This window comes from Rahnella sp. EDr1-12, assembly GCF_049206505.1.
GTDB lineage: Bacteria > Pseudomonadota > Gammaproteobacteria > Enterobacterales > Enterobacteriaceae > Rahnella > Rahnella rivi.
The window spans coordinates 1,136,693-1,155,386 of record NZ_JBLZNY010000001.1 but is presented as its reverse complement, the minus strand read 5'-3'; the positions used below and the strand labels follow the sequence as shown (position 1 = coordinate 1,155,386).

Sequence of the window (18,694 nt, the reverse complement as noted above, 5' to 3'; positions counted from 1 at the left end):
CCTGTCTTCAGTCAGTTGATTTACCTGATTATTCAATGATCACGCGTTCAGCGGAATCAGAGGCCTTAACATAGCCAATTTTCCACGCTTTTTCACCATTGTCATTCAGTAAAGCAATCGCCTGGTCGGCAAGCTCTGCCGGAAGTGCCACGACCATGCCCACGCCACAGTTAAAGGTGCGGTACATTTCATGACGGCTGACGTTACCGGTGGTTTGCAACCAGGTGAAGACGTCCGGCCATTCCCAGCTGGATTCGTTGATAATGACCTGCGTATTGTCCGGCAAAACGCGGGGAATATTTTCCCAGAAGCCGCCACCGGTCAGGTGAACGATGCCGTGAACATCCACGTTTTCGATCAGATTAAGGATCGATTTCACGTAGATTTTGGTCGGTGCCAGCAGGTGATCGGCCAGCGGTTTGCCTGCCAGATCGGTGGTTTCCGGATTGGTGTTGCTGACTTCCAGAATTTTGCGCACCAGAGAATAGCCGTTGGAGTGCGGGCCACTGGCGGCAAGACCGATAAGCACGTCGCCGTCAGCCACTTTGCTGCCGTCGATAATTTCTGATTTTTCCACCACGCCGACACAGAAACCTGCGACGTCATAATCTTCGCCGTGATACATGCCCGGCATTTCAGCGGTTTCACCACCGACTAACGCACAGCCCGATTGCTTACAGCCTTCGGCGATCCCGGTGATCACACTGGCGGCGATATCGACGTCCAGTTTGCCGGTGGCATAATAGTCGAGGAAGAACAGCGGTTCAGCACCCTGAACGATTAAATCGTTGACGCACATCGCGACCAGATCGATACCGATAGTATCGTGGCGTTTCAAATCCATCGCCAGACGCAGCTTGGTGCCAACGCCGTCGGTGCCCGAAACCAGAACGGGTTCACGGTATTTTTGCGGCAGCGCGCAGAGAGCACCAAAACCGCCCAGTCCACCCATCACTTCCGGGCGGCGAGTCTGTTTTACTACACCTTTAATGCGATCTACCAATGCGTTACCGGCATCGATATCTACGCCTGCGTCTTTATAGCTGAGAGAGGTTTTGTCGGTCACTGCGAAGTCCCCACGGCGGTTTGGGTTGGTGGTTGAAGAATAAAGCGGGGCAATTCTAACAGCGCAGGCAAACGTTTGCGAGCGCCTTATTCGATGATGATTTTTAGGCTGTCTATACTCTATCGGGGCTCCTGATGATCCAGATCAGGCTATAAGCTATGGCGTTGAAAAAAAATGGCGTTATAATCTCGCGATTTTTTTTTGCAGCTCAACCACCTTAGGAGAATAAAAAATGAAGATCGTCGAGGTGAAACACCCGCTGGTGAAACACAAGCTGGGCCTGATGCGTGAGAACGACATCAGCACGAAACGTTTTCGCGAACTGGCTTCTGAGGTGGGAAGTCTGCTGACGTATGAAGCGACTGCCGATTTAGAAACTGAAAAAGTGACGATTGAAGGCTGGAATGGCCCGGTCGAAATCGATCAGATCAAAGGTAAGAAAATCACCGTTGTGCCTATCCTGCGTGCCGGTCTGGGCATGATGGAAGGCGTACTGGAGCACGTACCGAGCGCACGCATCAGCGTGGTTGGCGTGTACCGTGATGAAGAAACCCTCAAGCCTGTGCCGTATTTCCAGAAACTGGTTTCTAATATCGAAGAACGTCTGGCGCTGGTTGTTGACCCGATGCTGGCGACCGGTGGTTCTATGATTGCCACCATCGACCTGCTGAAAAAAGCCGGCTGCCAGAGCATTAAAGTGCTGGTACTGGTGGCTGCACCGGAAGGGATTGCCGCGCTGGAAGCTGCGCACCCTGACGTTGAGTTGTACACCGCCTCGATTGATCAGGGGCTGAATGAAAAAGGCTACATCATCCCGGGACTCGGTGATGCGGGCGATAAGATATTTGGTACGAAATAAGCAGCAAGCAATAAGCCGACTAAGCAGTCGGCTTTTTTTTGAGATTTTTTTACCCGCCATTTTTTACAGAGGATCAATCCATGACCCGTCGTGTCATCGGGGTAAGTGAACGTCCGCCGTTATTGCAGACGATTCCCCTGAGTTTCCAGCATCTTTTTGCCATGTTTGGTGCCACCGTTCTGGTGCCGATTCTGTTCAAAATCAATCCGGCGACGGTGCTGCTGTTCAATGGCATAGGGACTTTGCTGTATCTGTTTGTCTGTAAAGGGAAAATACCGGCTTATCTCGGTTCGAGTTTTGCCTTTATCTCACCGGTGCTGTTACTGCTGCCGATGGGTTATGAAGTGGCGCTCGGCGGGTTCATCGCCTGCGGGCTGTTGTTCTGCCTGGTGGCGCTGATTGTGAAGAAAGCGGGCATTGGCTGGATCAACGTGATGTTCCCTCCGGCGGCGATGGGCGCAATCGTTGCCGTCATCGGTCTGGAGCTGGCCGGTGTGGCGGCGAACATGGCCGGGCTGCTGCCTGCTGATGGCGCGCCGGTGGATTCCACCGCCGTGACCATTTCAGTGGTGACGCTGTCGGTGACCATTTTGGGTTCGGTGTTATTCCGTGGTTTTCTGGCGATTATCCCGATCCTGATCGGTGTGCTGGTCGGTTACGCGCTCTCCTTCTTTATGGGCGTGGTAGATGTTTCTGCGATTGCCAGTGCGCACTGGTTTGCACTGCCGACCTTCTACACTCCACGTTTTGAATGGGTGGCCATCCTGACCATCCTGCCGGCGGCGCTGGTGGTGATTGCAGAGCACGTCGGGCATCTGGTCGTGACGGCAAACATCGTCAAAAAAGATTTGCTGCGTGACCCCGGCCTGCACCGTTCAATGCTGGCGAACGGCCTGTCGACGGTGCTGTCTGGTTTCTTCGGTTCCACGCCCAATACCACCTACGGCGAAAATATCGGCGTCATGGCGATCACCAAGGTCTACAGCACCTGGGTCATCGGCGGCGCGGCAATACTGGCGATCCTGCTGTCGTGCATCGGTAAATTAGCGGCGGCCATTCAGGCGGTGCCGGTTCCGGTGATGGGCGGCGTGTCGTTGTTGTTGTACGGCGTGATCGGTGCATCGGGTATCCGCGTACTGATCGAATCAAAGGTCGATTACAACAAAGCGCAGAACCTGATCCTGACGGCGGTGATCCTGATCATCGGCGTCAGCGGGGCTAAGATCCACATCGGCGCGGCGGAGCTGAAAGGCATGGCGCTGGCGACCATCGTTGGCATCTTCCTCAGCCTGCTGTTTAAGGTGATTGAGATCTTCCGTGGCGAAGAAAAGATCATTGATATTGAAGACGAGCGGGAAAATCCGCCTGTCTGATGGCGGTATTTTCACGAAACACCTGACCGGCGGGCGCAGCGCTTCCCGGTCAGGTGCTCGGATCACAAGCGGTTGCACTCGGCAGAGTTCATTTCGTTGCGGATCCTTGCTAGAATTCGGTCGTTCCTTTTTATTGACGAGACAACATCTGCGGTCTTCATACCGCTTTGGTTGAGGTGCTTCTGAATACGCCGGCACAGCTTTCCCTGCCACTTTATCTTCCCGATGATGAAACCTTTGCCAGTTTTTATCCGGGTGAGAATCCCTCTCTGCTATCTGCTATTCAGACCGCATTGCATCAGGAACACGGCACCTATATTTATTTCTGGTCACGCGAAGGCGGCGGCCGCAGCCATCTTCTTCACGCGGCCTGCGCGGAATTATCCCAGCGTGGCGAAGCCGTGGGGTATGTGCCCTTAGATAAACGCGCCTATTTTGTGCCAGAAGTGTTGGACGGCATGGAGCATCTTGCGCTGGTCTGCATTGATAACATCGAGGGCATTGCCGGAGATGACGAATGGGAAGCAGCAGTTTTCCATCTCTATAACCGCATTCTTGAAACCGGCCGCACGCGTCTGTTTATTACCGGCGACCGTCCTCCGCGCCAGCTGAACCTCAGCCTGCCGGATCTGGCTTCGCGCCTCGACTGGGGGCAAATCTATAAACTGCAGCCGCTCTCCGATGAAGAAAAACTTCAGGCATTACAGTTGCGCGCAAAACTGCGCGGATTTGAATTGCCGGAAGATGTTGGCCGTTTCCTGCTCAAACGTCTGGATCGTGAAATGCGCACGCTGTTCACAACGCTCGATCAGCTCGATCGCGCATCGATTACCGCTCAGCGGAAACTGACGATCCCGTTCGTGAAGGATATTCTGGGGCTGTAAGCGGAAAGGAGTCCGGGTTCGCATCACGAACCCGAACCGGCGTGCGGGGTTACAAAATCTCTTTGACTTGTTCCGGTGGCCGCCCTAAACGCGCTTTGCCGTTTGCCAGTACAATCGGACGTTCAATCAGCTTTGGATTTTCAGCCATCGCCTGCAACAACTGTGTTTCGCTCAGGCTTTTCTCACTCAGGTTCAGTGTCTTATAAATCTCTTCGCCTTTGCGCATCAGTTCGCGTGCCGAACTGAACCCCAGCTTGTTCAGCAGATCCTGCAAGGTCGCAACGGTCGGTGGCGTCTCCAGATATAAAATCACTTCCGGCTCGATCCCGGCATCTTCCAGCAATTTCAGCGTTTCGCGGCTCTTTGAGCAGCGCGGGTTGTGGTAGATAGCGACATCTTTTGGCATACACTCTTCCTTAATCATCAAATTCAGCCTTTCTGATACTGGCGGAAACGTCCCTGCAGCTGACGCAACTGGTCGATACGTGCGTCGTAGCGGGCTTGTTCCAGACTACCTAATTTTTGCAATGCGCTGGCGTTACTCAGCATTTCTATCGCCTGATCTAACCTGCCGATCAGCGCCATGCTTTCAGCGCGGGCGGCCAGTTCCTGCGCGCGCATCCCCTGCGCGGCAGACGCCTGAGACAGTAAATCCCATCCGTTAGGGTCACCCGGATAATTGAACGTATAACGGTTGAGGATCCTGCTGGCATTGGCCGGTTTCGCTCCTTCTAAATAAGCATTCGCCAGATTGAGCTGAAGCACCGGATTGGTGCTGCTGGCGGCCCCTGCGGCTTCGAGACGGGCGATGGCCTGAGGTGCGCGTTTGCTTTCGAGATCGTTATCAGTTGATAAATCCAGCAACCAGTCATTGCCCGGATTTTGCGCCATCAGCGGATCCAGTATTGCCCGTGCCTGATCGTATTTTTTGGCTTTATAAAACTGCAGCGCCTGACCGTATTTCGCGGCGAGTTGTTCGCGCACGTTGCCGTTGCTCAGTTTTTGCAGATAGTCATCGGTCAGCGGGAAGCTTTCAGAACCGTACATACCGAGCATTCGCACTTTCGCCATCAGGTAATTTTGCGAAGACTGCACCACCGTATGCGGCATCTGATTGGCACGGTTACGCACGTCCGCCAGACGGCTGTCGGGCAGGGGGTGCGTCAGCAGCATTTCCGGCGGACGGGTGGAATAACTTGCCTGATCGGCGAGTTTCTGTAAAAACGCCGGCATTGCCTGCGGATCAAACCCGGAGCGCTGTAAAACCTGCAAACCGATACGGTCCGCTTCCTGCTCGTTGCCCTGGGTGAAACTGATCATCCCCTGTTGCGTGCCTGCCAGGGTGCCGGTCAGCGCCGCCATCCCCATTTGCGGGCTGGCCATCGCCAGAAGAATAGAGCCCAGTGCGCCGACCCAGGTCAGTGGCGCATTGCGCTGCTGATCTTCCATCGCACGGGCCAGATGGCGCTGGGTGACGTGGGAGATTTCATGCGCCATCACCGATGCCAGCTGGCTTTCGTTGTCGGTATAACGAAACAGCGCGGAGTGAAGCACCACGTTGCCACCGAAGAAAGCGAAGGCGTTAAGCTCGTCGTTATTCACAATAAAGAAATGGAACGGCGTGCGGACTGAATAGGCATGAGAAACCAGACGCTGTCCGAGTTCATTGATGTACTGATTGAGCAAAGGGTCGTTAATCAGCGGGGTACTGGCGCGCATCTGACGGACGTAGAAATCGCCCATCTGCAATTCCTGATTAATGCTTAACGTTCCGCCTGCCGTGGTGCCAATATCCGGTAACTGATCGCTCACCGAAGGCGCTAAGGGGGATGTCGTCGTTTTGGCGGAAGACGTTGCCGGTGTCGACCAGAATGAACTGTCATCAGCGCCTGCCGGAAAAATTGCGCTACTGAACAGGCTGCCCAGACACAGGGCGATCACGGTTTTTTTCAATCGCATTACCATATACATTTGCTTCCCAATAATTTATCCGCACACCGATGAGCTTTAAGAGCTTTTCTTCCGTGAACTGAAGGGATGAACATTATTTCTGGCGCTATTGTTTGCGCTGAACTTTATAGTAGCTATCCTCGTGAGAGTTTAAAACACTCTGCGGCTACAGTTGTGTGACAACAAATATAAAAGATAGTTACTTGTGTCAGAGTGCGCAGGGAACGAAGAGCGCAACCCTACCAGATACCGGAATTTACAGGAGCATTCTCTGATGTTGGACATGTTATTACAGTGGTATCGCCGCCGGTTTACCGACCCGCAAGCCATTGCGTTGCTGGCAATTTTGGTTGCAGGTTTTTGTATTCTCTACTTTCTTAACGGTATTCTGGCACCGCTGCTGGTGGCGATAGTGCTGGCGTATTTGCTGGAATGGCCAACTGTGCGCCTGCAACATGTCGGGCTTTCGCGCACGCTGGCGGTCAGCGTGGTGCTGATTCTGTTCGCCGGTATTCTGATGCTGGGTATTTTTGTTGTTGCGCCGGTGACCTGGCAACAGGGCGTTAATTTGCTGGCGGATTTACCCAGCATGCTTAACCGTTTCTATGATTTTGCCGCTACGCTGCCCCGGCGTTATCCGGCGCTGGTTGATGCCGGTATCATCGACATGATGGCCGAAAATATGCGCAGCAAACTATCCGGGCTGGGCGAATCGGTCGTGAAGTATTCAGTGGCCTCGCTGGTCGGTTTGCTGACGCTGGCGATTTACCTGATTCTGGTGCCGATGATGGTCTTCTTCCTGCTCAAGGATAAAGAGCAAATGCTGAATGCCGTGCGTCGCGTTTTGCCACGCGATCGCGGGCTGGCGGGGCAGGTCTGGGCAGAAATGAATCAGCAGGTCACCAATTACATTCGCGGCAAAGTGCTTGAGATGATTATCGTGGGTGTCGCCACCTATCTGGTGTTCTGGGTGATGGACTTGCGTTATTCGCTGCTGCTGGCGGTGCTGGTGGGGATCTCGGTGTTAATCCCTTATATCGGCGCCATGCTGGTGACCATCCCGGTGGTGATTGTGGCGATGTTCCAGTGGGGACTGGGTGCCGATTTCTGGACGCTGCTCGTTGCCTATCTGGTGGTACAAGGCGTGGACGGAAACGTGATTGTGCCGCTGCTATTCTCGGAAGCCGTGAATCTGCACCCGCTGGTGATTATCCTCTCGGTTGTCGTGTTCGGCGGTTTGTGGGGGTTCTGGGGCGTATTCTTTGCGATCCCGCTGGCGACCCTGGTCAAAGCTGTGGTGCACGTCTGGCCGGATGAACTGCTCAACGAAAGCGTCTGAACCGGCAGGGCGAAATGAATGAAGGAAATAAAAAAAGCGCGTCTGCGCTTTTTTTTATGAACGTGGGTCACCCGTGAGTTATCAGGCGGACTTCTCGTTCAGATAGGCCATCACGATGTCATGATGGTTGGTGGTTTTAAAGTCGTCGAACACTTTTTCGACCTTGCCAGTGCCGTCAAGCAGGAAGCTGATGCGATGAATACCGTCGTAGGTTTTCCCCATAAAGGATTTTTCACCCCAGACGCCAAACTGCTCGCAAACCTGATGATCTTCATCGGACAACAGCGTGAAGTTCAGCAGCTCTTTCTCAGCAAAACGCGACAGTTTTTCAGGTTTATCCGTGCTGATGCCCAGCACTTCCACACCCTCACTTTTCAACTGATCCATGTTATCGCGCAGTCCACAGGCCTGTACGGTACAGCCAGGGGTCATTGCTTTTGGATAAAAATAAACCAGGACTCTCTGTCCCTGGAAGTCGGCCAGATTAATTTGTTCACCGTCTTGGTCGGGTAAACTAAATTGCGGCGCAGGATCACCGGCTTTCAGTGGGCTCATTGTCTTTCTCCGTATCTCTTAGCGATTACTGCAGTTTATTTTCATTCTCAGAATAACTGACGACGTTAATACTGCCTTGCGCATTCAGTTCTGTACATAGCTGATGAAAGGCTTGTTCAATAATTACCGGATCGGTATTAGCAGCACTGTGCGCCGTCATCTGAATGGAAAGCTGGGCGGCCGTTGTGCCCTCAGCAGGACGGGTTTTTGACGCCAGTTCTGCAATGTTCATCTGGTGCGTATCGAATAAATCCGTGAAACGCTCGATCAGGTGCGGGGAGTCTTTCACTTCCACTTTCACCCATACGGTCGCTGGCATCGGCGGGCGTTCCGGCGCGTTGGTGCGCTTCATCACGATCAGCAATTCCAGCTCGGCGCCTTTTTGCGGCAGTGTCGATTCAATCAACGTAATCGCGTTCCAGCTGCCGGAAAGCAGCATGATGAAGGTAAATTCATCACCGAGCATCGCCAGCCGGCTGTCCTCAATATTACAGCCGCAGCTGCTGACCTGGCGGGTGATGGTATTGACGATACCTGAGCGATCGGCACCTAACGCGGTGATAACCAGATAATGTTGTTGTGGCTGCGGCAAAATGGGTCTTCCTGTCGTGCTTGGGAGTATTCCCAAGGTAAACATAAAAAAAACCGCCGGACAAGCGCTTACAACACGTTGTTTGCTTGCTTTTGCAGTGGTGTCAAAAGTACCATGAGTGACCTGTTTGTGGAGGGGAAGGTCAATGTTTACGGGAAGTATTGTTGCACTGGTTACGCCGATGGACGCCAAAGGTGCTGTCGATCGCGCGAGTCTGAAAAAACTGATTGATTATCATGTGTCCAGTGGTACTGCGGCGATCGTTTCCGTTGGCACAACAGGCGAGTCGGCGACGTTAAGTCATGACGAACACGGTGACGTGGTCATGCAAACGCTGGAACTGGCCGATGGACGCATTCCTATTATCGCAGGCACCGGGGCAAACGCCACCGCCGAAGCGATTTCACTGACGCAACGTTTTGAAAAGAGTGGCGTTGTGGGCTGTCTGACAGTCACCCCATATTACAATCGTCCGACTCAGGAAGGTCTGTTTCAGCACTTTAAAGCCATCGCTGAAAACACCTCTCTGCCACAAATTCTCTACAACGTGCCTTCACGTACCGGCTGCGATATGTTGCCGCCGACCATCGCGCGTTTAGCCAAATTAAAGAATATTGTTGCTGTTAAAGAAGCAACAGGGAACTTAAGTCGTGTTAGTCAGATCCAAGTGCTGGTTGATGATGAAGATTTCATTCTGCTGAGCGGCGATGACGCCAGCGGTCTGGACTTTATGCAACTCGGTGGCAAAGGGGTGATTTCTGTGACGGCCAACGTGGCTGCGCGTGAAATGGCTCAACTTTGTGAACTGGCGGCATGTGGCAACTTTGCCGAAGCGCGTCGCCTGAATCAGCGCCTGATGCCGTTGCATCAGAATTTGTTTGTAGAAGCAAACCCAATCCCGGTGAAATGGGCCTGTAAGGCACTGGGGTTGATGGCAACAGATACTCTGCGTCTGCCTATGACGCCGTTAACAGATGCTGCCCGTCCGGTCGTGGAACACGCATTAAAAAGCGCCGGTTTGCTGTAACTCTTAGGAAGATTTGATGGCCTCTTTATTTGACAAGAATAGTTTCCAGATGACCCGATTGCAGAAATCAGCCGTAGCGAAAGTGGTTGGGGTTTCCCTGATCATGCTGCTGGCGGCCTGTTCAAGCGACCAGCGCTACAAGCGCCAGGTGAGCGGCGATGAATCCTATCTGGATGCACCCGCCCTGCATGAGCTGAAAGCCCCTGCCGGGATGATTCTGCCTGTACAGAACGGAACGTACGATGTTCAGGCCGGTGCAATGCAAGGTGCGGTGGGCAAACAGCTCGACATCCGTCCACCGATGCAGCCTCTGGCCTTGCTGAACGGTTCACAAACGCAATTCTCCGGCGACAGCAGTACCGTGCTGCTGGAAAACACTGCTCAGAACCGTGATTTGTGGAACAACGTGGTTAAAGCCGTTCAGCAAAACAATTACACCATCGCTAACCGTGATGATGCTAACCAGACGCTGACCACAGATTTCGTTAACTGGAATCGTGCAGATGAAGACTTCCAGTATCAGGGCCGTTATCAGATCAGCGTGAAACAGCAGAGCTACCAGTTAGCCCTGACCGTGAAAACGCTTGAACTGAAACAGCAGGATAAAGCGGTCACCACATCGGCTGAAATCCAGCGTTATAACAGCCAGATGATGAACTCCATCACCGCAAATCTGGATAAAGTGCAGCAGGATACGCAAGCCCGTCTCGATAATCGTCGCGTTGGCGAGATCGACGTGCAAAGCGGCGCAGACGATACCGGCCTGCCGGTGCTGATCGTGCGTACCAGTTATGGCGTGGTGTGGGATCGCTTGCCGAATGCCCTGGCGAAAGCCGGCATGAAAGTGACCGACAGCAGCCGTCCGCAGGGCACAATATCCGTCACCTACAAACCGTTGAATGACGATGCGTGGCAGACATTGGGTGCGAAAGATCCGGGTCTGTCCTCCGGTGATTACAAACTTCAGGTTGGCGACCTCGACAACCGCAGTAGCTTGCAGTTCCTTGATCCAAAAGGACATGCTCTCAGCCAGTCGCAGAACGACGCGATGGTGGCGGTCATGCAGGCCGCATTTAGCCAGAGCAGTGCAAAATAATACCAAGGGGCTTCGGCCCCTTTTTACATCTGTTTTTTCCACTGGAGTAAGTAAAGATGCAAAAGTTAGCTGAGTTGTATCGCGGCAAGGCGAAAACCGTCTACACCACAGAAAACCCGGACCTGCTGGTGCTGGAATTCCGCAACGATACGTCAGCACTGGATGGTCAGCGTATTGAGCAGTTCGACCGTAAAGGCATGGTTAACAACAAATTTAACCATTTCATCATGGCTAAGCTGGAAGAAGCCGGTATTCCGACACAAATGGAACGCCTGCTGTCTGACAACGAAGTGCTGGTGAAAAAACTGGATATGGTCCCGGTTGAATGCGTTATCCGTAACCGTGCTGCAGGATCGCTGGTAAAACGTCTGGGCATTGAAGAAGGTCTGGTACTCAATCCACCGTTGTTCGATTTGTTCCTGAAAAACGATGCGATGCATGATCCGATGATCAATGAGTCTTACTGCAAAACCTTCGGTTGGGTGAACGAAGAGCATCTGGCACGCATGAAAGAGCTGAGCTACAAAGCCAACGACGTGCTGACCAAACTGTTTGATGATGCCGGTCTGATTCTGGTCGATTTCAAACTCGAGTTCGGTTTGTTCAACGGTGAAGTCGTACTGGGTGATGAATTCTCGCCAGATGGCAGCCGCCTGTGGGATAAAGAAACCCTGAACAAGATGGATAAAGATCGCTACCGCCAGAGTCTGGGTGGCCTGATCGAAGCCTACGAAGAAGTTGCTCGCCGCATCGGTGTGAAACTGGACTGATCGTCAGTCAGTTTTCAGCCCTGACGCGCAATCGTTTACGTAGCGGGGCTGTATCAAACCGGGTGGTATTTGTGCCACCCGATTTCTTCTTACGCATTTAATTTCCCCTTTTCCCCACTGTTTTATTTCATTTAATGCCTTCTGACCTAAAATTACGTCCTTGCGCGGATGGTATTAACCGCGCGCGCTGGCTAGTCTTTATAAAAACAGTCTGGAGGTGGAGTATGCGTTGGCAAGGGCGTCGCGAAAGCGACAATGTGGAAGACAGACGCGGACAGGGATCCAACTCCGGTGGTGGTCCGGGCGGTGGCGGAATGCGTCTGCCGATCCGTGGGAAAAGTGGCATCGTGATTATTATCGTGGTGCTGGTCGCCGGTTATTACGGCATTGATCTGACACCGCTTATCGATGGCGGGCAGTCCGGTGGTGTGCAAAAGCAGACACAATCGCAATCCATCAGCCCGAAAGATGATGAGCAGGCGAAATTCACCTCGGTGATCCTCGCTTCTACGGAAGACACCTGGAAAGAAATCTTCCAGAAACAGGGGATGACTTACCGCGAACCGAAACTGGTGATGTACCGTGGCGCAACCCGCACCGGCTGCGGTACCGGCCAGTCGGTGATGGGGCCGTTCTACTGCCCGGCGGACAGCACGGTGTATATCGATCTCTCCTTCTATCAGGAATTGCAGAACAAACTGGGCGCGGGCGGTGATTTTGCACAGGGTTACGTCGTGGCGCACGAAGTCGGCCATCACGTACAAAATCTGTTGGGCATTGAACGCAAGGTGCGCGAGATGCAGCAGGGCGCATCGCAGGCGGCGGTGAATCAGCTGTCGGTGAAAATGGAACTCCAGGCTGACTGCTACGCCGGCGTCTGGGGCCATGCCATGCAGCAACAAAATGTGCTCGAAGAGGGCGATCTGAAAGAGGCGCTGGACGCCGCGCAGGCGATCGGCGATGACCGTCTGCAACAGCAAAGCCAGGGGCGCGTGGTGCCGGACAGCTTTACGCACGGCACCTCTCAGCAGCGGTATACCTGGTTCAAGCGCGGTTTCGATACCGGTAATCCCGATCAGTGCAACACCTTTGCCAGCCGCTGATTCGGTGAAATGCAGGCTATTCAGTTCTGGTCTGGCTGCAAAAACTGTTCAATAATCAATGACCGATTCAAAAGGCTCCCCGGAGCCTTTTTTACTTCCTGACAGGAAAACGCAGGGAACGCTATGGCTTTTCTCGATCCAACCCTTTTGATCTTACTGGTGTTTGCCGGGCTCGGCATTATCAGTCACAACAGCGCGGTGACTATCGCGATGTTTTTCCTGCTGACGGTACGTATCACGCCGCTGAACAACTTCTTCCCCTGGATAGAAAAATACGGCCTGACCATCGGCATTATCATCCTGACTGTCGGAGTGATGGCGCCTATTGCCAGCGGAAAAATCAGTGCCAGCACCATTGTGCATTCCTTCCTGCACTGGAAATCTATCGCCGCTATTTTGGTCGGCGTGCTGGTGTCGTGGCTGGGTGGGCGCGGTCTGACGCTGATGGGAACGCAGCCCCATCTGGTTGCCGGTTTGCTGGTCGGTACCGTACTCGGCGTCGCGCTGTTTAAAGGCGTGCCGGTCGGGCCGCTGATCGCCGCCGGTTTACTGTCGATGCTGGTAGGGAAAAGCTGACATGCCCGCCGCGTCCCTGACCTCATTACAGCATCAGATGCAGCACCAGGGGGTGCGGCGTTTACTGGTGTTTAGCGGGGAAGCGGGCTGGTGTGAAGATCAGGCCAGACATGTGTCGGCAGGCTGCGAAGGCGACTGGCTGTGGCTCAGTGATTCGCCGCCCGCCGGAGTGAACGCCTGCTCACCCTCTGCGGCCCGGACGCTGCTGGGTCAGGACGTTTTACACGGCATTTTTGATGCGCGCAGCGGGCTGGATGTCGAGGCACTGGCTGCCTTTTCCGGCACGCTGAAAGCCGGAAGCTGGCTGATTTTGCTGGTGCCGCCATGGCAGCTTTGGGTGCAACAGCCGGACAGCGACAGCCTGCGCTGGAGTGAACAGCCGCAACCGATCGCTACGCCCCGTTTTATCCATCGTTTTCAGCGTTTGCTGCAAAACGCGCCGCACGTTGCACTGTGCAGACAAGACACCGATTTTGAACTTTCCCCGTTGCCCGTTGCTGCGCGCTGGCTGCCGCCAGATGGTCAGCCAACGCCGCAGCAGCAGACGATTCTGCAACGGCTGATGCAGGCTAAATCCGGTGTGTGGGTGCTGACTGCGCCTCGTGGCCGTGGCAAATCCACGCTGGCAGGTATGCTGGCAGCACAATGGCCGGGCACCTGCTGGGTGACGGCGCCGGGCAAACGTTCGGTTGATCACATTCTCTGTCATGCACCGGAGTCGGTACGGTTTATAGCGCCTGATGCTCTGCTGACCTTATGTCGCGAAGGGGCGGTCAACGGCGCTGACTGGCTGATTATCGACGAAGCCGCTGCCATCCCTGCGCCGATGCTTTCGGTAATGGTCAAAGCCTTCCCGCGTGTGTTGCTTACCACCACGGTGGAGGGCTACGAAGGCACCGGGCGCGGTTTTTTGCTGAAGTTTTGTGCATCACTGCCGCAATGGCACGATCTGCGGCTGAGTGCACCGATACGCTGGTCGGAACAGGATCCGCTCGAGCCATTGATAAGCGAACTGCTGCTGTTTGAAGAACATCTGCCAGACGTGCATAACAGCGGTGAAACGCCGGAAATTTTCCCTGTTAGCGCCGCATGCTGGTGTCAGGAGCCCGCGCTGCTAAAGGATTTTTACGGCCTGCTGACCAGCGCGCATTACCGTACTTCGCCGCTGGATTTGCGTCGTTTACTGGATGCGCCGGGGATGACCTTCAGCGCCGCCAGACAAGGTCCGACGTTAACCGGTGCGCTGTGGCTGGTGGATGAGGGCGGACTTAGCGAGGCGCTGGCGCAGGATGTCTGGGCGGGGCGGCGGCGTCCGCGCGGCAATCTGGTGGCGCAGTCGCTCGCGGCTCACGCAGGTTTCCCCGAAGCCGCCGTATTACGTTCACGGCGCGTCAGTCGCATTGCAGTACACCCGGCGCTGAGGCGGCGGGGGATCGCCCGCCATTTACTGGCGGAACAGCAAAAGCGTGCGCTGCAGGCGGGGCTGGATTTTCTGTCGGTGAGTTTCGGTTATACCGAAGAACTTGCCGCGCTGTGGCATCAGGCCGGTTTTCAGCTTGCGCGTATCAGCACGCAGAAAGAAGCCAGCAGCGGATGTTATGCCGCGATGGCGATATTACCGCTCAGTCCTGCGGGGCATGAACTGGCTCAGGCAGCATTAAATCAACTTCACCGTGACTGGCGCTGGCTGGCGACATTGACCGATATCCGGCTGCCGTTCCCGCCTGAAGGTGATACCCAGATGAATGACGCCGACTGGCGCGAACTGGCAGGATTTGCCTTCGCGCACCGGCCTGCACAAAGCAGTCTTCCCGCCCTCAGCCGCCTGCTGATGTCCAGCCCGTTGCCGTTGCAGGCGCTGCGTGCCTGGTTACAACAGGGAAAAAGCACCGCGGAAATCGTGCAAATGTTGCAACTAACCGGCCGCAGGGCGCTGCTGGCCCGCTGGCGAGAGGAAACGCAGCAGGCGCTCAAAGCCTGTGGCCGGGGACAATAACGGGCAGATTTCATTGCAAAAAATGGAAAGACTCATTCAATAAAACCCGATTTCACTCACCGGCAGGCGGCGTATAGTGACGGCATTAACCTAAAACGGGAGAAACCCATGAGCTCAGAACAGATTATCGTCCAGCAGCCGGAAGCGCGTGCTAACCAGCTGATTTTATTATTTCACGGCGTGGGCGATAACCCGATTTCGATGGGTGAAATTGGCAAGTTTTTCGCCGTCTCTTTCCCGCAGGCTCAGGTCGTCAGCGTCGGCAGCCCGGATATTTGTGACTTTGGCCGTGGGTTTCAGTGGTTCTCAGTACAGGGCGTGACGGAGAAAAACCGCCAGCCGCGCATTGATGCCGCGATGCCGCTGTTTATTGAGATTGTCCGCGACTGGCAGCAAAAAACCGGCGTCACTCCTGAAAATACCACGTTAGTCGGTTTTTCACAGGGCACCATCATGGCGCTGGAATCCACCAAAGTGGAAGAACATCTCGCTTCGCGCATTATCGCTTTCAGTGGCCGTTTCGCTAATCTGCCGGAAAAACCCATTTCGGCAGGCACTGTGGTGCATTTTATTCACGGCGAGCAGGATCCGGTGATCAATCCGTTCCAGTCCAGAAGTGCGGCCGAACGGCTCAACGCTTTAGGCTGCGCCTGTACCCTGAATATTCAGGCGGGCATGGCGCACGGGCTGGATTCGCACATGATCAACACCGCCATTTCGCATTTGCAGAATGACGAACCACCGGTGCATTGATCAAAAAAGGCAGCCAGTTTGGCTGCCTTCGTTTTTAACTGCTTTTACTTCTTCTTCGGCCATTCATCATCTTTGTCCCACTCGGCATTATTATCGCGATGCGGTGGAATTTCGGGTTTGTCGTTGAGGTATTTTTTCACATCAACGCGTCGCAGTTCCTTCACACCGCTGATCAACATACCAATCAGAATGATCAAAATGATCCACCAGTAATCTTTAATCCACTCCATGGCGTGCTCCTTAAATGTTGTTTGTTGGTAGGGCGATGAATCTCGGGAAGAGGGTGGCCATCTCACTGATAACCCAGTCAGAACCGGCCACATCTTGCCCTTGCCATGCACTGATAAGCACCTCCGGCGTCAGTTGTGATGCACACAACTGCGCCAGCGGGCGATAACTCAGGTGCCAGGGTTCAACAGCTACCCCGCCACGGTCTTCAGCATACGGACGATAAAAACCAAACTCCGCCATATGGTCTGACATCCAGTTGTTCAGCGAATAAAAATACCCGCCTTGCTCATATTCCCACGGCTCCAGCTGTAACGTCTGGCCGGCAGGCACCCGACGCGGATCGTACACATCCAGATCGCTGCCCCAGTGGTGGCGGCTGGCGCCCGGCAATGCCGACCAGCGCATGATCAGTTCGCACCGCTGTGCGGCAGACAATCCGCTGACGTCTGCTGGCTGGCTGTCCTTATCTAATACTGGTCGCTCACCGCGAAATTTTCCATTCCAGATAGCCAGTTGGCGATCAAAATCACGAAAGGTACTGGCTGGCTGGAGATCAAACCCCGCTTCACGCGCTGCCTGCTGCATCCGGGCAAACGCCTGTGCCGCCTCTGGCTGCAAACGGTGTGGCCCGTCGCCCAATGTGACCAGGTGAGCGGTTGAGCGTCCGGTCAGCATCTCTTGGGTTATCATGCGACTAACTGCTCCATGATGCGCTGATACATACGGCTGAGAACCTGAAGATCGGCGGCATGAACGCATTCGTTGATTTTGTGAATGGTGGCGTTTACCGGCCCCAGTTCGACCACCTGCGCGCCCATCAGTGCGATAAAGCGCCCGTCGGAGGTTCCGCCGGTGGTTTGCAGCTCGGGAGTCATCTCAGTGTAGTGACGAACCGCGTTAATCACGGCTTCGACCAGTGCCCCGCGTGAGGTCAGGAACGGCTGGCCGGACACCACCCAGTTCAGGGTATATTGCAGATTATGGCTGTCCAGCAGCGCGGCGACGCGCTGTTTGATGATTTCATCGGTCAGTTCGGTACTGAAGCGGAAGTTAAACTGCACATACAGTTCGCCGGGAATGACATTGTTGCTGCCGGTACCGGCATTGATATTGGCGATCTGCATGCTGGTTGGCGGGAAGAATTCATTGCCATTATCCCACAGGGTAGCCACCAGCTCGTTCAGTGCAGGCATGGCGCGATGCACCGGATTATCAGCCAGATGCGGATAGGCTACGTGGCCCTGAACGCCGTGAACGTGAAGGTTGGCGGTCATGGAACCGCGACGGCCATTTTTCACAATGTCACCTACGCGGGTCGTGCTGGAAGGCTCGCCGACCAGACAATAATCCAGGCGTTCATTACGTTCCATCAGCGCATTGACCACTTTTACCGTGCCGTTGACCGCGCTGGCCTCTTCGTCAGAGGTAATCAGAAAGGCAAGACGCCCTTTGTGATGCGGGTTAGCGGCCACAAAGCGTTCTGCTGCAACCACCATTGCCGCCAGCGAACCTTTCATGTCCGCCGCGCCGCGGCCATAAAGCATGCCGTCGCGCAGGGTGGGTTCAAACGGGCCGGTGACCCAGAGTTTGTGATCGCCGGTCGGCACCACGTCGGTGTGTCCGGCGAAGGCCAGCGTTTTGCCTTCACCGCGCGTCGCCCAGAAATTCAGGGTATCGCCAAAATGCATCGGCTCAACGTGGAAACCAATGGCCTCGAGGCGGGCGATCATGATCTCCTGGCAGCCTGCATCGTCCGGGCTGAGTGACGGACGACGGATCAACTGTTGGGCAAGATCGACAACGGGACAGCTCATGTTATTTTACCTCCGCAAGGAATTGCTGATAGCTCTCTGGTTTGAATCCCAGCAGAGACTGGCCATTGGGTGCCAGTAAAAAAGGGCGTTTGATGACAGCCGGATGCGCCAGCATCACCGCTTTAGCGCGGGCTTCATTGTCACAGCCAGCGCGGGTTGCTTCATCGAGTTTGCGCCAGGTGGTGCCACGGGTGTTTAGCATCGCTTCCCAGCCCTGTTTGTCGATCAGGTTCTGCAACAGGCTGTCATCCAGCCCCTCAACCCGGTAATCATGAAACTGGCAACTGACACCGTTTTCTTCCAGCCAGCGACGGGCTTTTTTCACGGTATCGCAATTTTTAATGCCATAAAGAATAAATGGGGCTGAAGCCGAAGTCGTTGCCATAGAAAAACGTAACCTGTCAGTAATTATGAACTTTTCACCAGCACAGAATGCGGGCGCGAGGATAGGGCACATAATGAGGCAAAACGCGGGCAGGATCCAGACGGGGCGGGATTGTGATCCAGGTTATATAAGCGATCGGTATAATTTGTTTGTTTAAAATATAACCGTATAATCCCATCGTCCAATCAAGGGGAGCAAAATGTTAGAGCAAGAATTAGGAAACTGGAAAGACTTTATCGACCGTATGTTGAACGCGTAACAGCCACACCGTGACAGTAAAAACATAGCCGGTAAAGCACACAGATTTATTCTCAGTGTCAGCACG

Annotated in this window: 21 protein-coding genes; 12 read left to right on the top strand and 9 right to left on the bottom strand. The window is 54.3% G+C overall.

Annotated elements, in window-relative coordinates:
* Window positions 1-28: 28 nt before the first annotated feature.
* Window positions 29-1,066, bottom strand: coding sequence for a phosphoribosylformylglycinamidine cyclo-ligase (purM, locus tag ACO0U8_RS05510; protein WP_056771315.1), 1,038 nt, complete (start codon window positions 1,064-1,066; stop codon window positions 29-31).
* A 232-nt stretch (window positions 1,067-1,298) separates the two neighbouring features.
* Here purM and upp point away from each other — a divergent pair, with 232 nt between their 5' ends.
* The 3 genes from upp to hda all read left to right on the top strand — a co-directional run bounded on the left by upp (window position 1,299) and on the right by hda (window position 4,182).
* Complete coding sequence (gene upp, locus ACO0U8_RS05505) at window positions 1,299-1,925, top strand: uracil phosphoribosyltransferase (protein ID WP_056771320.1); 627 nt, start codon at window positions 1,299-1,301, stop codon at window positions 1,923-1,925.
* Window positions 1,926-2,005: 80 nt separating this feature from the next.
* Window positions 2,006-3,298, top strand: coding sequence for a uracil permease (gene uraA / locus ACO0U8_RS05500; protein WP_056771322.1), 1,293 nt, complete (start codon window positions 2,006-2,008; stop codon window positions 3,296-3,298).
* Between the two features lie 176 nt (window positions 3,299-3,474).
* A complete protein-coding gene (hda, locus tag ACO0U8_RS05495; protein WP_122096119.1) occupies window positions 3,475-4,182 on the top strand; it encodes a DnaA inactivator Hda in 708 nt (235 codons plus the stop codon).
* A 49-nt stretch (window positions 4,183-4,231) separates the two neighbouring features.
* On the opposite strand, the gene arsC is transcribed toward hda, so the two are convergent.
* Window positions 4,232-4,588 (bottom strand): arsenate reductase (glutaredoxin), encoded by a 357-nt coding sequence (gene arsC / locus ACO0U8_RS05490; RefSeq protein ID WP_414071459.1) that lies wholly within the window; start codon window positions 4,586-4,588, stop codon window positions 4,232-4,234.
* A 23-nt stretch (window positions 4,589-4,611) separates the two neighbouring features.
* A complete protein-coding gene (locus ACO0U8_RS05485) occupies window positions 4,612-6,147 on the bottom strand; it encodes a M48 family metalloprotease (RefSeq protein ID WP_421670427.1) in 1,536 nt (511 codons plus the stop codon).
* Window positions 6,148-6,406: 259 nt separating this feature from the next.
* On the opposite strand from ACO0U8_RS05485, the gene ACO0U8_RS05480 reads away from it, so the two are divergent.
* On the top strand, window positions 6,407-7,471 hold the full coding sequence (locus tag ACO0U8_RS05480) for an AI-2E family transporter (RefSeq protein WP_056771333.1): 1,065 nt from the start codon (window positions 6,407-6,409) through the stop codon (window positions 7,469-7,471).
* 81 nt (window positions 7,472-7,552) lie between these two features.
* Here the strand turns inward: ACO0U8_RS05480 and bcp are convergent, their stop codons facing one another.
* Both bcp and ACO0U8_RS05470 read right to left on the bottom strand, forming a co-directional pair.
* Window positions 7,553-8,026, bottom strand: coding sequence for a thioredoxin-dependent thiol peroxidase (gene bcp / locus ACO0U8_RS05475; protein ID WP_056771336.1), 474 nt, complete (start codon window positions 8,024-8,026; stop codon window positions 7,553-7,555).
* 25 nt (window positions 8,027-8,051) lie between these two features.
* Window positions 8,052-8,618 carry a glycine cleavage system transcriptional repressor gene (locus tag ACO0U8_RS05470; protein ID WP_421670426.1) on the bottom strand — a complete coding sequence of 189 codons (567 nt, stop codon included), beginning with the start codon at window positions 8,616-8,618 and terminating at the stop codon, window positions 8,052-8,054.
* A 145-nt stretch (window positions 8,619-8,763) separates the two neighbouring features.
* Here ACO0U8_RS05470 and dapA point away from each other — a divergent pair, with 145 nt between their 5' ends.
* The 7 genes from dapA to ypfH all read left to right on the top strand — a co-directional run bounded on the left by dapA (window position 8,764) and on the right by ypfH (window position 15,939).
* Entirely contained in the window at window positions 8,764-9,645 is an 882-nt protein-coding gene (dapA, locus tag ACO0U8_RS05465) for a 4-hydroxy-tetrahydrodipicolinate synthase (protein WP_056771342.1), read from the top strand.
* A gap of 16 nt (window positions 9,646-9,661) precedes the next feature.
* Window positions 9,662-10,741 carry an outer membrane protein assembly factor BamC gene (gene bamC / locus ACO0U8_RS05460; protein ID WP_056771343.1) on the top strand — a complete coding sequence of 360 codons (1,080 nt, stop codon included), beginning with the start codon at window positions 9,662-9,664 and terminating at the stop codon, window positions 10,739-10,741.
* Window positions 10,742-10,797: 56 nt separating this feature from the next.
* On the top strand, window positions 10,798-11,511 hold the full coding sequence (gene purC, locus ACO0U8_RS05455) for a phosphoribosylaminoimidazolesuccinocarboxamide synthase (RefSeq protein ID WP_056771346.1): 714 nt from the start codon (window positions 10,798-10,800) through the stop codon (window positions 11,509-11,511).
* Between the two features lie 224 nt (window positions 11,512-11,735).
* Window positions 11,736-12,614, top strand: coding sequence for a neutral zinc metallopeptidase (locus ACO0U8_RS05450; protein WP_056771347.1), 879 nt, complete (start codon window positions 11,736-11,738; stop codon window positions 12,612-12,614).
* Between the two features lie 123 nt (window positions 12,615-12,737).
* Entirely contained in the window at window positions 12,738-13,190 is a 453-nt protein-coding gene (locus tag ACO0U8_RS05445) for a DUF441 domain-containing protein (protein ID WP_056771350.1), read from the top strand.
* A gap of 1 nt (window position 13,191) precedes the next feature.
* Window positions 13,192-15,186: a tRNA(Met) cytidine acetyltransferase TmcA gene (locus ACO0U8_RS05440; protein ID WP_421670425.1), complete on the top strand. Its 1,995-nt coding sequence runs from the start codon at window positions 13,192-13,194 to the stop codon at window positions 15,184-15,186.
* A 108-nt stretch (window positions 15,187-15,294) separates the two neighbouring features.
* Complete coding sequence (ypfH, locus tag ACO0U8_RS05435; protein WP_421670424.1) at window positions 15,295-15,939, top strand: esterase; 645 nt, start codon at window positions 15,295-15,297, stop codon at window positions 15,937-15,939.
* A gap of 44 nt (window positions 15,940-15,983) precedes the next feature.
* Here ypfH and ACO0U8_RS05430 read toward each other — a convergent pair whose 3' ends face one another.
* The 4 genes from ACO0U8_RS05430 to ACO0U8_RS05415 are packed head-to-tail and all read right to left on the bottom strand — an operon-like array spanning window position 15,984 to window position 18,369.
* Window positions 15,984-16,169: a YpfN family protein gene (locus tag ACO0U8_RS05430; RefSeq protein WP_056771358.1), complete on the bottom strand. Its 186-nt coding sequence runs from the start codon at window positions 16,167-16,169 to the stop codon at window positions 15,984-15,986.
* Window positions 16,170-16,179: 10 nt separating this feature from the next.
* Window positions 16,180-16,845 (bottom strand): M15 family metallopeptidase, encoded by a 666-nt coding sequence (locus ACO0U8_RS05425; protein ID WP_421670677.1) that lies wholly within the window; start codon window positions 16,843-16,845, stop codon window positions 16,180-16,182.
* A gap of 11 nt (window positions 16,846-16,856) precedes the next feature.
* A complete protein-coding gene (dapE, locus tag ACO0U8_RS05420) occupies window positions 16,857-17,984 on the bottom strand; it encodes a succinyl-diaminopimelate desuccinylase (protein WP_421670423.1) in 1,128 nt (375 codons plus the stop codon).
* A gap of 1 nt (window position 17,985) precedes the next feature.
* Window positions 17,986-18,369 carry an ArsC family reductase gene (locus tag ACO0U8_RS05415; protein WP_122095965.1) on the bottom strand — a complete coding sequence of 128 codons (384 nt, stop codon included), beginning with the start codon at window positions 18,367-18,369 and terminating at the stop codon, window positions 17,986-17,988.
* A 199-nt stretch (window positions 18,370-18,568) separates the two neighbouring features.
* Here ACO0U8_RS05415 and ypfM point away from each other — a divergent pair, with 199 nt between their 5' ends.
* Entirely contained in the window at window positions 18,569-18,628 is a 60-nt protein-coding gene (gene ypfM, locus ACO0U8_RS05410; protein WP_112168684.1) for a protein YpfM, read from the top strand.
* Window positions 18,629-18,694 lie beyond the last annotated feature (66 nt).

Coding starts and splice junctions, on each gene's coding strand:
- bamC (WP_056771343.1), top strand. CDS start 9,662: ATGGCCTCTTTATTTGACAAGAATAGTTTCCAGATGACCCGATTGCAG.
- arsC (WP_414071459.1), bottom strand. CDS start 4,588: ATGCCAAAAGATGTCGCTATCTACCACAACCCGCGCTGCTCAAAGAGC.
- ACO0U8_RS05425 (WP_421670677.1), bottom strand. CDS start 16,845: ATGCTGACCGGACGCTCAACCGCTCACCTGGTCACATTGGGCGACGGG.
- ACO0U8_RS05480 (WP_056771333.1), top strand. CDS start 6,407: ATGTTGGACATGTTATTACAGTGGTATCGCCGCCGGTTTACCGACCCG.
- ACO0U8_RS05440 (WP_421670425.1), top strand. CDS start 13,192: ATGCCCGCCGCGTCCCTGACCTCATTACAGCATCAGATGCAGCACCAG.
- bcp (WP_056771336.1), bottom strand. CDS start 8,026: ATGAGCCCACTGAAAGCCGGTGATCCTGCGCCGCAATTTAGTTTACCC.
- ACO0U8_RS05415 (WP_122095965.1), bottom strand. CDS start 18,369: ATGGCAACGACTTCGGCTTCAGCCCCATTTATTCTTTATGGCATTAAA.
- ACO0U8_RS05485 (WP_421670427.1), bottom strand. CDS start 6,147: ATGGTAATGCGATTGAAAAAAACCGTGATCGCCCTGTGTCTGGGCAGC.
- ACO0U8_RS05450 (WP_056771347.1), top strand. CDS start 11,736: ATGCGTTGGCAAGGGCGTCGCGAAAGCGACAATGTGGAAGACAGACGC.
- ACO0U8_RS05430 (WP_056771358.1), bottom strand. CDS start 16,169: ATGGAGTGGATTAAAGATTACTGGTGGATCATTTTGATCATTCTGATT.
- dapE (WP_421670423.1), bottom strand. CDS start 17,984: ATGAGCTGTCCCGTTGTCGATCTTGCCCAACAGTTGATCCGTCGTCCG.
- purC (WP_056771346.1), top strand. CDS start 10,798: ATGCAAAAGTTAGCTGAGTTGTATCGCGGCAAGGCGAAAACCGTCTAC.
- upp (WP_056771320.1), top strand. CDS start 1,299: ATGAAGATCGTCGAGGTGAAACACCCGCTGGTGAAACACAAGCTGGGC.
- ACO0U8_RS05445 (WP_056771350.1), top strand. CDS start 12,738: ATGGCTTTTCTCGATCCAACCCTTTTGATCTTACTGGTGTTTGCCGGG.
- ypfH (WP_421670424.1), top strand. CDS start 15,295: ATGAGCTCAGAACAGATTATCGTCCAGCAGCCGGAAGCGCGTGCTAAC.
- dapA (WP_056771342.1), top strand. CDS start 8,764: ATGTTTACGGGAAGTATTGTTGCACTGGTTACGCCGATGGACGCCAAA.
- uraA (WP_056771322.1), top strand. CDS start 2,006: ATGACCCGTCGTGTCATCGGGGTAAGTGAACGTCCGCCGTTATTGCAG.